Below are 12,638 nucleotides of genomic sequence, written 5' to 3'. Positions count from 1 at the left end.
GATACATGGACTGAACGTCAGGATTTATTATCCAGCCGGGAGTGAGTATATGCCTGCTTATAATGATAAAAAGCTGTATCAAGCAGCGGATGAAGATGATGCTGAGTACGTAGAAATTGAGTCGGCATTCCATGGTTGTAAGGTGACGGAAGGGCAGATCTACAGATTAGAGCGCAATTACAATAACCCTCAATTATTTGAGAATGGAGAAGCCTATGTGGTGGATGATGAGACTAGGGAAAACTACGCGGTCTTCATGCTCTGCAAAATTGCGCTCTATAAATAGAGTTTCTTGCTCGATACCGGAGGGTAATATTTAAGACAGACGGCTTCATTTCCGACAAGGGGATAGGCCGTTTCTTTTGATGTCATTTTTGTTACTAAGATAGTGAAAAAGAGTATTTGAATGATTGTTGTTTCCCCTGTATGCTTAGTAGGAATTATTGGCTGTGCAATGCGGGATAGCGCGTTGTAACGGCTGGCTTAACATGACGTTCTAAGAAAAGTTTGGTATTCTAAAAATATTAATTACACGGTTGCAACAAATTCGCAGTCTTGCGCGTCAGTAAGATTGCATAGAGAGGGGGAACCTTCGTGGTGGAGCAGGGACTCATCAGAGCCGCTCAAGCGGGCGATCGCGACGCTCTAATCACCCTATTGCGAGAAATTGAAGGACATGTATATAAAACGGCCTTCTACATTTTGCATAATGAACAAGATGCGTTAGATGCATCTCAGGAAGCCTTGATCCGGGTTTATACAAAAATCGGCTCATATGAGGAGAAGGCCCAGTTCAAAACGTGGGTTCAGCGAATCGTCACTAACATTTGCATTGATAAATTCAGAAGAACTAAACCTACAGTTTCTATTGATGAACATGAAATGGTGTTTCAGGATAAACACAATGTGGAACGTGAGGTTCTATCCTCTTATTTAGCTGAGGATATACGCGAAGCGATTGATCAATTGCCCGAGCATCATCGGACAGTCATCGTCCTGCGCTATTTACAGGATTTTTCTTACAACGAGATTGCAGATTGTCTGGATTTGCCCTTGAATACAGTGAAATCGTACTTATTTCGGGCTAGACAGCAACTGCAGAATAGACTTCAGGAGTACCAGAAAGGTGGTGTATCGGGATGAAATGCGCGGAGGTGATGGAATGGATGCACCGCTATTTAGACAAAGATTTGAGTCAAGATGAGATTGTTGAGATGTTCCGTCATATCGATAATTGTCCTTCCTGCGCGGAAGTCTTTGAGCGCCTGACACTTCTCTCCAATGAATTGGAGCAGTTGCCAGACGTGAAACCCCCGTTTAGTCTGGTTGACTCTATTTTACCTCAGCTTGCAGAATTGGATCGAAGCAGTCGTGAACAGAGTGCTGTGAGATCTGAGGAGCAGGTTGTTGTCCCATTTTCACGTGAAAGCTCCCGTGGTAAACCTTCCAAGGGAACCTCTATAGCAACACGGACAGGCATTGGAGCTATTGCAGCTGCCGTTCTATTAGGGATCGCAATATTTAATATGCCCGATAAAATGCCTGGGGCAGAAGTAGAACAAAGGATGCAGGATAGTGCTAAAACAGCCAGCGATGATACTAAGGATACAGCAATGGAATCACAAGCTTCTATTACTGCTAACTCTGATGGAGCTTCACCTGCCGCTGGTGGAGAGAACGAGGGCGCTGCGCAGTATAAGACGGATGCACCGGTAATGAACGAAGATAACGCCGCTTTAGATAGAGCGACAGGACCAGTGGACCCTACCTCGATGCCAAGTGCACCGGCGGATGCAGCTGATGCGGGAGCTGGAGCTGGAGGGCGGTCGATCACCGAACCGCCTCAAAGCGCAGATCCTAAGCCTACAGAGAAAATTGTTTCGCCAAAGCAGGATGTCGCCACGAAATCTCAAAATTCAGATTCTAGTAATGCCAGTAGCAATCAGCTAAAGGTGAATAATAAGGAGCAAACTGCTGATATGAATTCAGACAGCGCAGCTGATTCTGCTCCGCTGATGGAGGATTCTTTAAAGATTCCTTATGACTATGGACGGGAAGTTATGAGCTTAAGCAGTTCTGAAGATCCTAATGTGCAGACCTGGACTTCTCCTGATGGTCAGTATGCTATAGAATTTGTTGGGCTGCAGCTTGTGATTTATAAGAAGTCGCCAGCGGGCTCAACGGAAGAACGGTTAGCCGTAAACTCTTACCCGCTGGAAGGAAATTGGATTTCTGGTGAATGGTCTGCGGACAGCTCGAAGTTTACGTACGTGACTGAAAAAGATGGTGTGAATGTAACCAAGGTGTACACTGTACAGGAAGCAGCTTCTTCAAGTCCGGCTGTATCCCCTGGGGCGACACCAACGAACACTCCAACCTCATCTTCAACAAATTAAAGTGGGGTTGGAACTTTTTTCGAAGTTTCTGAATATACTATATCAACAGGACAGGAACTAGAAAGTATAGGTTTTGCAGAACATCGGTATGACCGCCGGATGCGGAGTTTCTAGAGCTTCGCACTCCGTCGTTTATATAGATGCGCCGCTTAAACGGAGAGGCTTTGGCCATGGCTGCCAGAGTTTCTCCGTTTTTGCATGCATTTTTGTAGTTTTTTTTGCTACAATAGAACTCTGGACAAAATGGGCTAGATGAATGGAAAAGGAAGTGGCGGGATGGATGCCAAAACGGCGATAAAAGAAATCAAACAAGGGAAGATCTCACCGTTATATGTTTTATATGGCAGTGAGAAATTTCGAATGAATGAATTCACGGCACTGCTGGAAGAACAGCTGATTGCTAAAGAGGATCGTGATTTCGCAGTTATTCCCTTTGATCTCTCTGAGACGCCGGTGCAGGCTGTGGTAGAAGAAGCGGAGACTGTGCCATTTATGGTAGAACGTAAATTATTGCTGGTGCGGGATGCCTCGTTATTTACAGCGGGCAAAGAAAATGCCAAACTGGAGCATCGTATAGATCTTTTAAGTGACTATTTGCAGCATCCTGTAGACTTCAGTGTAATCGTCTTTATGGTGAATAATGATAAGCTGGATGAGCGTAAAAAAATTGTGAAGACTGTCAAATCAGTGGGCACAGTATTAGCCTTTAATCCGCTGGGAGCAGAAGAGCTGCTGCGCTGGGTGGAAAAAGGAATTCGTGAGCGGGGTTGTGTAATGGCACCTGGCACGGCAGAAATTCTTATAACGAATGCAGGCACAGGCTTGCAAGGTTTATCTGCAGAGATGGACAAGCTTTGTTTATTCGCTGGTAAGGGCGGCACTGTGGATGCGGGGGCCGTAGAGAGTCTGGTACACCGTGGAACAGAACAAAATGTGTTTACGCTTGTTGAGGATATCGCTAATCTGCGTCTTGATAAGGCGCTTGATACCTTATATGAGCTGCTGAAGCAGCGTGAGGAACCGATCAAGATCGCAGCGTTGGTTGCGCGGCAGTTCCGCATTATTTTGCAGGTTAAGGATTTATCAGCACATAGTTATTCGCAGGGACAGATTGCGTCACAGATCGGATTGCATCCATATGCGGTTAAGCTTGCTGGGGAGCAGGCCCATAAGTTCTCCAGTGAACGATTACGGCAAATCTTAAGTGCATTGGCGGATCTGGATTATAAAATGAAAACAGGGGCTATAGACAAAGTTCTAGGGCTGGAGCTGTTCATGCTGCGTTTAGGTGTCTGAGCTAAGAAGGGGAAAAAGTATTGGAGATGATCTGACTATGAAAAGAATATTTCAATATTCGGCACTGCTGTTACTCGTTCTATTAATTAGTTCCTGTGGCAAAACGGATACTAATTCACCGTCAGGTTCAGCTTCTGAGTCGCCTGCGAATACGAATACCTCTGCAGATGCACCTTCTTATTTTGGGGAATGGAGTGTACAAGGTCTAGTAGGTTCTACACCTGTCTCGGCAGCGGAGGATGAAAAGCTTATTGGCATGCGGGTAACTTATTCGCAAGAAAAGGCATCTTTTGATAAAGATGAAATTATGAACCCTGAATATAAAGAAGAGAGCATTACAAAGGATGACTTTTTTAACGAATACAGAAATGAATTAAGTGACCTTGGCATCGAGACGGAATCGGTTAAGACGGTGTCTATAAATAATTGGACGAATCCCGGCAGCAGTTTTATTGTTAAAGACGATCAAACGATGATTTTTTTATGGGATGGTAACTATTATGAAATGAAAAAAGAGAATAAATAAATGAAAGAAGACCGCCTCTCTGAGGGGGTCTTCTTTCATTTAATAAACATCTCTTAAACACTACTTATTATTAATTAATAGACACAAAAAAAACCTAACCGTATGAAGCATAGCGGTCAGGTTCTTCAATTGCTCATTATGAATGTCGTCTTAGGCTTGAGCCGTAAGAGCGTTCAATTTCTTCGCCAAGCGGGATTTTTTGCGGGCAGCCGCATTTTTATGAACCAGACCTTTACTTACGGCCTTGTCCAGCTTTTTGGAAGCAGCTAGGAAAGCAGCTTGAGCAGTTTCTACTTCCGTACCAGTCAGAGCTACATCAGCAGTTTTCACAGCTGTACGAAGCGCGGATTTTTGGGAAGCATTCAGTGCACGGCGTTTTTCGTTCGTGTTTACGCGTTTAACCGCGGATTTAATATTTGGCATTGCATTCACCTCCTGTAAGACATTCGAAATCATTATCAAATGATTCACAACTTAAAATAGTTTAGCATGACCGGTAGCAAAAAGCAATACTTAAAGCTTTCAAATTAAACCTCCGTATCCTGCATAAACATTGGCTTTCTCTCGCACACTATCGACAAAAGAGCATAGGCAGAAGCTTGCCAAATGAGGATGAACTCATGGAAGTGTATGCTTACAAAACTAAGCAGCTGCTTTCGAAGTGAGTTTTGTTCGAAGTAATTCATGGAAGTGTATGCTTACAAAACTTTTAGGAGGCTGGTACACAATGGAACCGGATCTGCAGCTATATTCTGTGCGCACCGATTTGGCATTAGAGGCAAAGGAAATGGCTCAAGGCCCACAACGAACGCCGATCCCTGGTGTGAACGAAGAAGTGGAAGAGTCTGATGGGATTAAAGTGACCCGTCTTGGTGTAGCTAATGCTGCTGGATCACAGGCAATAGGACGCGCAATTGGTAACTATGTAACCCTTGAGGTACCCGCTCTGCGTGGCGGAGATACAGGCTTGCAGCAAAAGGTGGCAGAAGTTTTTGCCCGCGAATTTGAGGACTTTTTGATCAGAATTGGGATTGGCAAGGATGCATCTGTGTTGATTGTTGGTCTTGGTAACTGGAATGTTACACCGGATTCACTGGGTCCGTTGGTGGTGGAGAACTCACTCATTACGCGGCAGTTCTATGAGCTGGTTCCGGATCAGATCTCCCCTGGTTATCGTAAGGTGAGCGCTATTGCTCCTGGAGTGCTTGGGCTGACTGGGATTGAGTCGAGTGAAGTCGTGCAGGGAATCGTGGATCGGACGAAACCTGAGCTTATTATTGCCATAGATGCGTTGGCATCCCGGTCACTGGAGCGTATCAATACGACGATTCAAATTGCCGACATTGGGATCCATCCCGGTTCGGGGATTGGCAACAAGCGACGTGGATTAACCCAAGAAATTCTGGGTGTTCCTTGTATCGCAATCGGAGTGCCCACTGTCTGCTATGCCTCAACTATTGTAAATAATGTGCTGGAGATGATGAAAAATCACTTCGGGCAAGGAGCAAACCATACGAAGGAAATCATGGGGATGCTGGACGATATCTCTGAGCAGGAACGCTTGTCATTAGTGAAGGAAGTGCTTGAACCTCTGGGGCACGATTTGATTGTCACTCCCAAGGAAATCGATGAATTTATTGAAGGGATCGCGAATATTGTGGCCAGTGGTCTGAATGCGGCTTTACATGATGCGGTTGATCCTGAGAATGTTGGCGCGTATACCCACTAACTGAATTATGGTTTGTTTAGCCCGGCGGGATGCTGAATTAAGGTATCCTGTACGGGCTTTATGTCTATTCTCTCATTTTCGGTTCTAGTATTGCTCTTGCGCTCATAGATTTGGAGTATAAGAGATTACAGAGGGCTGGAGGAGGACATAACTACAATGAATAAAAAATGGTTTCAGCTTTGGAACATCGGCCGTTTAAGGGGAAAAATGCTGGATGTTTTATCGCTGGGGAGAACGATGCTGCTGTTGGCCGGAGGTTCACTAGTATTTTTTATGCTGCTTGGAGCCGGTGGATTGGCCGGACAGAAGCTTAGCTCTTCACCCATTCCTTCAATGAAGGGGCTTGCCGCCTCCCTGTCCAGTGGTTTTTTCATGGAGCTGCTGGGGATGGAGGTGCCGCATTTACCGCAGGGTAAAGAGCCATCCGCTTTTTCAGGTGAAAAGGTAACTTCTTTCGTATTTCAGTTGCTGACCAGCGTGAATCCAGGCGACCCTAAGAGTCTAGTCTCTCGTGAAGTGCCGGGGATGGCGGCGGATGATCCATTTCTTTTGCGGAAAGGTTCAGGTGGATCTACAGGAGCACCAGTGGATTATCATCCTGGGACTGATGAACTGGCTGAGGGTGGTGAAGATGCAGAAACTTCTGTTCCGGACGAAGGGGACAAGCATGGAGATACTACAACACAGCAGCCTGAAGCGACGGTTGCACCATCTCCTGATCCATCAGCGGAGGAAGGGACGGATAAGAGTGATCCGCAAAGCGGCACAGACAGCACTAAGGATACCTCGATCAAACGGATTCTAATCTATCATTCACATCCTAGAGAGGCCTACAACCCTCTGTTAGGGGCAGCAAATGAAAATCCCAGCTCCGGAGTTTCAACTAAAAATGTAATGCTGGTAGGATCATATATTACGAAAAGACTGGAACAGCTCGGGATTGGTACGGTTCATGCCAAAGAAGATTTTCCAACCAAAATCACCGACTATAACTGGAACTTTTCCTATAAATATTCCCGGATCTTGGTTAAATCAGCACTCAGCGCAAATGAGGAAATGGATAGTTTTATCGACATTCACCGCGATTCGCAGCGTCATAGCAAAACAACAGCTGTTATTGACGGGAAAAGCTACGCACAGGTCTATTTTATCATTGGACATGCAAATAAAGACTGGAAGAAGAACGAAGAGTTTGCCAATAAGATTCATCAACAGCTTGAAAAGAATTACCCGGGAATATCTCGTGGGATATGGGGAAAAGCTGCGGGTAAAGGAAATAACGGGGAGTACAATCAGACCCTCTCTCCTAATAGTGTTTTGATTGAAGTGGGCGGAATTGATAATTCGGCTGAGGAATTAAAGCGTACGGCTGATATTTTGGCGGATGCTATCGCTGATGTTTACTGGAGCAGTCATGACGCTGAGAAGGTGAACGCACCTGAAAAAGTGGCGAATCCCACTACAACACCAAAGAAATCAAACGGAGCTTCTTAAAATAAATTACCAAGGATTAAAAAGGAGTGGTGTACATGTCGCGTTTCGGAAAAAAACTGGTTATGGTCGGGATTTGGGCAGGGATTGGCATCCTCTTAGGGATGCAGTTCGGCGGAAGTGGGGGGTCAACAGTCTCTAAGATTCTGCCCGGCTGGAATGCCAGCCCGACTACACCTACCAGTCAAGTAACAGGCATGCAGCCACAGCCACAACTGCAAAAGAATGGTGTGACACAGGGTGGGCAGACTTATGTATATGTGCCAATGGTGATCGATCCTGTCACAGGTGCATATACGGCCGTCTCTCCTTTGCCTCAAAATAGCAATATAACGCCAGCCGCAGATCCTCCTCAGCAAGTTGTGGATGATTATAGTACGAAATCTCCGGAGCAAATTCTAATTCCTGAGGAGCAAAAGCCTACAGTCGATGTTCTGGCAGATAAGACGGCAGGTCTCTTGCAGCAGGCTTCCCAGAAGGGAATCCGCTGGGTAGTTTCATTGTTCGCTTCGGCAGAAAATTAACAGCAAATTTAGAAGAAACGGTTATTTCACGGGATCGTGTATAGCTGTTTCTTTTGTTTTGGGCCAGCGCGGGATTGATGGAGTAAGCTTGTACTGTTATAATAAGTGGATTAATATCAGGCTGTCTGTGGGGGTAAGGAATGACTGACGTTCAGAAAAGACAACAACAAATTCGCAATTTCTCGATTATTGCACATATAGACCATGGTAAATCGACACTAGCTGACCGCATTTTGGAATACACGGGGGCACTAACCACGCGTGAAATGCAGGAACAGGTACTCGATCAGATGGATCTGGAGCGCGAACGTGGTATCACAATAAAGCTGCAAGCCGTGCGTTTAACCTATCGTGCAGACGATGGTGTAGAGTATTATCTCAACTTGATTGATACACCGGGGCACGTCGATTTCACCTATGAAGTTTCCCGCAGTCTTGCAGCATGTGAAGGCGCACTGCTGGTTGTGGATGCGGCTCAAGGAATTGAAGCACAGACGCTGGCCAATGTGTATTTAGCACTGGATAATAACCTGGAAATCCTACCTGTGCTCAACAAAATTGATTTGCCAAACGCTGACCCTGACCGGGTAAAGCAGGAGATTGAGGATGTTATCGGGCTGGATACCAGTGAAGCGGTTATGGCATCTGCCAAAGCCGGTATCGGAATCAAGGAAATTCTGGAGCAGGTGGTGAAGCAGGTTCCTGCGCCATCCGGTAATTCAGAAGAGCCGCTTAAAGCATTGATCTTTGACTCTCACTACGATCCTTACAAAGGCGTTATCGTCTATGTGCGCGTAATGGACGGGAAGATCCGTGCAGGTTCGAAGATTAAGATGATGGCAACTGAGAAGACCTTCGAGGTCATTGAAGTTGGCGCATTTATGCCACGTATGACCATTGTCGATGAATTGAACATCGGTGATGTTGGCTTTATCGTAGCTGGGATCAAGCATGTTGGAGATACCCGTGTCGGTGATACTGTCACTGACGCAAAGAATCCTACTGCTGAGCCGCTTCCGGGTTACCGTAAGATCAACCCGATGGTATATTGCGGGTTGTATCCGATTGAGACCTCCGATTATAACGATCTTCGTGAGGCACTGGAGAAGCTCCAGCTAAATGATGCTTCGCTAAGCTTTGAGCCGGAAAGCTCAAGCGCACTTGGATTTGGTTTCCGTTGCGGTTTCCTTGGACTCTTGCATATGGAGATTATTCAAGAGCGGATTGAGCGCGAGTTCAATTTGCCGCTAATCACAACAGCGCCGAGTGTTATTTACCGAATTATGCTGACCAATGGCGAAATGATCCAAATCGACAACCCGTCACATTATCCGGAGATCGGTACGATTGACTACATTGAAGAGCCGTATGTTAAAGCAGCGATCATTGTGCCTAACGACTTCGTGGGTACTGTAATGGAACTGTGCCAGAACAAACGCGGCGAGTTCGTAAATATGGAATATCTAGATACTAATCGTGTAACGATTACGTACGAGATTCCGCTGTCAGAGATCGTTTATGATTTCTTTGATCAGTTGAAATCCGGTACGAAAGGATATGCTTCTTACGACTATGAAATTTGCGGATACCGTCGTTCGAATCTGGTCAAGATGGATATCTTGCTTAACAATGAGCAGGTCGATGCCTTGTCCTTTATCGTTCACCGCGATCGTGCCTACAACCGCGGACGTATCATTTGTGAGAAGCTGCGGGGGATTATCCCGCGTCAAATGTTCGAAGTGCCGATTCAAGCCTCTGTGGGTACGAAGGTGGTTGCGCGTGAAACCGTTAAGGCGATGCGCAAAAACGTACTTGCTAAATGTTACGGCGGCGATATTTCCCGTAAACGGAAGCTGCTGGAGAAGCAAAAAGAAGGTAAGAAACGCATGAAGCAAGTGGGTAGTGTAGAAGTACCACAAGAAGCGTTTATGGCAGTACTGAAGATCGATGAGTAGAAAATAGGTAGAGCCGGGAGAATATCCCGGCTCTATTTTTTTAAGCAGGAGCAGATTACAATAGGGGGAAGGATTGTAAGCACATACAAAGTGAGGGGAGTCCTCGTGAAGCGATTATATTTGAAACTTACGCCAAGTACCTTTAAGAATCGGATTTTGTTAGCTTTCTTGCTGTTGGTACTAACACCCATTGCCATACTCGTTCTATATAACTTTAAAGAGACAGAACAAATGCTGCAGGATAATGCGGAAACGAAGAACATAGAGCAGCTTATTGGTATTAAGAATGGTTTTGTTGATCTCATGAGTCTCGTGATGAAAACAGGGTCATTACTCGAACAAGATACGACGATTTTATCGATAATGAAGAATCCCGAGCAATCTGATGAAATCACGAGAAAAAAACTCGTTGAAAACAAGTTTGGAGCGATTGAAAATACATTCTTTATGAGTGGAGCGACGGTGTATTATACATTAATCGATCTTCATGGAAACGCATACACTTCCTTTATGCCAAAGGAAACCTTGAGCTACGACGAAATCCAATCGGAGGATTGGGTTCAAGCCTTGAAGCGAGAAGGAACGAATCGATATATATGGAATCCGAATGACAAGAATAATGTGGTCCGGGAAAGTACAACAAGTAAGAAAATGCTTAGTCTCTATGAGGTTATGCGTGATAATGGTTTGAATATTTATGCCTATGCAAGATTAAGTATCGATTATGAGGAGTGGTTTACCAGATCAACGTTAGGGAGTAAACAGGAAGGGGCTTTATTTCTACTCGATGCCTTGGGGGGTGTGATGCTTAATCCGCTTAAGGATGAGACTTTTTCCCCTGATATTGCGCAGAGTATTGTGAAGAGCGCCAACCAGCGGCAGACGGGGCGTGCTGCATCCATTGTCGACCCGAAGGAGGAAAGTTTATACACATACAGCTACATCGAGGAGTTAAATGGCTATGTTGTTAAAAAGGTGCAGCTAGCACAGCTATTTCTTGAGGTAGACAAGCAGAAACGACGTTTTTTTGGTGGATTTGGAATCATTCTGCTGCTATTTGTTCTATTAACTTATTTCATATCATCGACGATTACAGTACCGCTTAAGAAGCTACAGAAGAAGATGGAAATGACCGCTAAGACGAATCTCAAAATGAAATTACCCGAGCAAGGGCGGGGAGAGATTCTTGCCCTGACTCAGAGTTTCAATATCATGATCCATGATTTAAATGAGCTGTTGCAGCGACTTCAGCTTGAAGAAAAACAGAAGCAATTCGTTCGATTTCAGGTATTACTTTCGCAGATGAACCCGCATTTTCTACTAAATACATTGAATACGATAAAGAGCATTGCCTTAGATAAAGATGATGATGAAATTTATGGAATTTGTGTTGCACTAGGAAAAATATTGGAGACAACCTTAAATACTGAAGTCGATTTGATCCTGTTAAAGGATGAAATCGTACTAATAGAATCTTACATGGAGATACAGCGGCAACGTTTTGGACATGGGATTGAAATTCAATATGATATCAACGAGGAACTGCAATACGCATTAATCCCTAAATTTTGTCTGCAGCCCTTAATTGAAAATAGCTTGATTCACGGCTTCGGTCAGTCTGTAAAACAAGGGAGAATTGATATCTCCGCTAAAGTGACTGAGCAACAGCTGTATCTGCAGGTTAGAGATAACGGCATGGGGATAGAAAGAGCACAGCTGAATAAGGCTACACGGAAACGTAAAGGAATCGGTGTTCAGAATATTAGGGAGAGCTTAGAGCTGTTGTTTAAGAATCAACGGACAGGTATGGACATTGTATCTTCGGATACAGGAACTGAAGTGATCATCCATTTTCCATTCCTTATTTCAAAACCTTACGATGGAGGTAAGCTCACATGTGGAGAACGTTAATTGTGGATGATGAACAACCTGCGGTTAAAAGTATACGGAAGCTATTCTTAAAGGCTGGGATTCCGTTTGAAATTATAGGTGAGGCGGAGAATGGAGAAGTAGGCTTGCAAATGATTCGTGAGCTTCAGCCTGATGTGGTAGTGACGGATATCAATATGCCGGTGATGGATGGAGTGAAGCTTCTTCAAATTGCGCGAGAGGAAGGCTTCGACTGCCGGTTTGTAATGTTGACCGCATTGAGTGAATTTGAATACGCCCGGCAGGCGCTCGTATTTGGGGCTTCGGACTACATTCTGAAGTTATCTTTAGATCTCCAAGGTTTGAAGCAGACGATGGGTAAGGTTCAGGCCGAGCTGGAGCGAATGGTGAAGATGAAGAAGGCCGATAAATGGTTTCCTGAGAAGCAACAAACGGGACCGACAGATCATGTGGAGATGAACAAAATTATAGCTTATATTGAAGAACATTATGCTGAGGACATCTCGCTCAAATCCATGTCAGAGTTGATCCGGATGGATGCCAGCTATATAAGTGACTTATTCAAGAAAAAGACAGGGAAAACGTTGACCAATTATATTCAAGAGCGTCGGATTCAGGCTGGGAAAATGCTGCTTGCAGAAACGAAGCTAACAATTAGCGAGATTGGGCAGCAAGTAGGCTTTGAGAACGATAATTATTTTATAAAAATCTTCAAAAAGTGGTGTGGTGTCACGCCAAATGAATTCCGTAAAGAACCAAAAAACGTTCTATAAGTTCCCAAATGTAGTTCATCCCCCAGAATCCGCTCTGATGATAAAGTTATAGATGTAG

Annotated in this window: 12 protein-coding genes; 11 read left to right on the top strand and 1 reads right to left on the bottom strand. The window is 44.8% G+C overall.

What is annotated here, in order from left to right:
* The first annotated feature begins 49 nt into the window (after positions 1-49).
* The 5 genes from MHH89_RS15515 (at position 50) to MHH89_RS15495 (ending at position 4,218) form a co-directional block, all read left to right on the top strand.
* Entirely contained in the window at positions 50-286 is a 237-nt protein-coding gene (locus tag MHH89_RS15515) for a hypothetical protein (RefSeq protein ID WP_038572950.1), read from the top strand.
* A gap of 308 nt (positions 287-594) precedes the next feature.
* Positions 595-1,143: an RNA polymerase sigma factor gene (locus MHH89_RS15510; RefSeq protein WP_036677530.1), complete on the top strand. Its 549-nt coding sequence runs from the start codon at positions 595-597 to the stop codon at positions 1,141-1,143.
* Positions 1,140-2,396 carry an anti-sigma factor family protein gene (locus MHH89_RS15505; protein WP_076310168.1) on the top strand — a complete coding sequence of 419 codons (1,257 nt, stop codon included), beginning with the start codon at positions 1,140-1,142 and terminating at the stop codon, positions 2,394-2,396. The genes MHH89_RS15510 and MHH89_RS15505 overlap by 4 nt, the downstream gene beginning before the upstream one ends.
* 276 nt (positions 2,397-2,672) lie before the next feature.
* Complete coding sequence (gene holA, locus MHH89_RS15500; RefSeq protein WP_036677525.1) at positions 2,673-3,692, top strand: DNA polymerase III subunit delta; 1,020 nt, start codon at positions 2,673-2,675, stop codon at positions 3,690-3,692.
* Between the two features lie 37 nt (positions 3,693-3,729).
* Positions 3,730-4,218, top strand: coding sequence for a hypothetical protein (locus MHH89_RS15495; protein ID WP_076193273.1), 489 nt, complete (start codon positions 3,730-3,732; stop codon positions 4,216-4,218).
* 150 nt (positions 4,219-4,368) lie between these two features.
* Here MHH89_RS15495 and rpsT read toward each other — a convergent pair whose 3' ends face one another.
* The gene (rpsT, locus tag MHH89_RS15490) at positions 4,369-4,641 is read right to left on the bottom strand and encodes a 30S ribosomal protein S20 (RefSeq protein ID WP_036677521.1); all 273 of its coding nucleotides are present in this window, start codon (positions 4,639-4,641) and stop codon (positions 4,369-4,371) included.
* A 304-nt stretch (positions 4,642-4,945) separates the two neighbouring features.
* On the opposite strand from rpsT, the gene gpr reads away from it, so the two are divergent.
* The 6 genes from gpr (at position 4,946) to MHH89_RS15460 (ending at position 12,580) form a co-directional block, all read left to right on the top strand.
* Complete coding sequence (gpr, locus tag MHH89_RS15485) at positions 4,946-5,947, top strand: GPR endopeptidase (RefSeq protein WP_036677518.1); 1,002 nt, start codon at positions 4,946-4,948, stop codon at positions 5,945-5,947.
* Positions 5,948-6,103: 156 nt separating this feature from the next.
* Positions 6,104-7,441: a stage II sporulation protein P gene (locus MHH89_RS15480; protein ID WP_076219577.1), complete on the top strand. Its 1,338-nt coding sequence runs from the start codon at positions 6,104-6,106 to the stop codon at positions 7,439-7,441.
* Between the two features lie 35 nt (positions 7,442-7,476).
* Positions 7,477-7,962, top strand: a complete 486-nt coding sequence (locus MHH89_RS15475; protein WP_076129694.1) for a hypothetical protein — start codon at positions 7,477-7,479, stop codon at positions 7,960-7,962.
* Positions 7,963-8,102: 140 nt separating this feature from the next.
* A complete protein-coding gene (lepA, locus tag MHH89_RS15470; RefSeq protein ID WP_036677511.1) occupies positions 8,103-9,917 on the top strand; it encodes a translation elongation factor 4 in 1,815 nt (604 codons plus the stop codon).
* Between the two features lie 105 nt (positions 9,918-10,022).
* Positions 10,023-11,828, top strand: coding sequence for a sensor histidine kinase (locus tag MHH89_RS15465; protein ID WP_256717218.1), 1,806 nt, complete (start codon positions 10,023-10,025; stop codon positions 11,826-11,828).
* A complete protein-coding gene (locus MHH89_RS15460) occupies positions 11,813-12,580 on the top strand; it encodes a response regulator transcription factor (RefSeq protein WP_076141556.1) in 768 nt (255 codons plus the stop codon). The genes MHH89_RS15465 and MHH89_RS15460 overlap by 16 nt, the downstream gene beginning before the upstream one ends.
* Positions 12,581-12,638: the final 58 nt, after the last annotated feature.

Source organism: Paenibacillus sp. FSL H7-0323, from assembly GCF_038002725.1.
GTDB classification, from domain to species: Bacteria; Bacillota; Bacilli; order Paenibacillales; family Paenibacillaceae; genus Paenibacillus_AQ; species Paenibacillus_AQ odorifer.
Note: the sequence above shows the minus strand (reverse complement) of the source record. Positions and strands in the feature narration are given on the sequence as shown.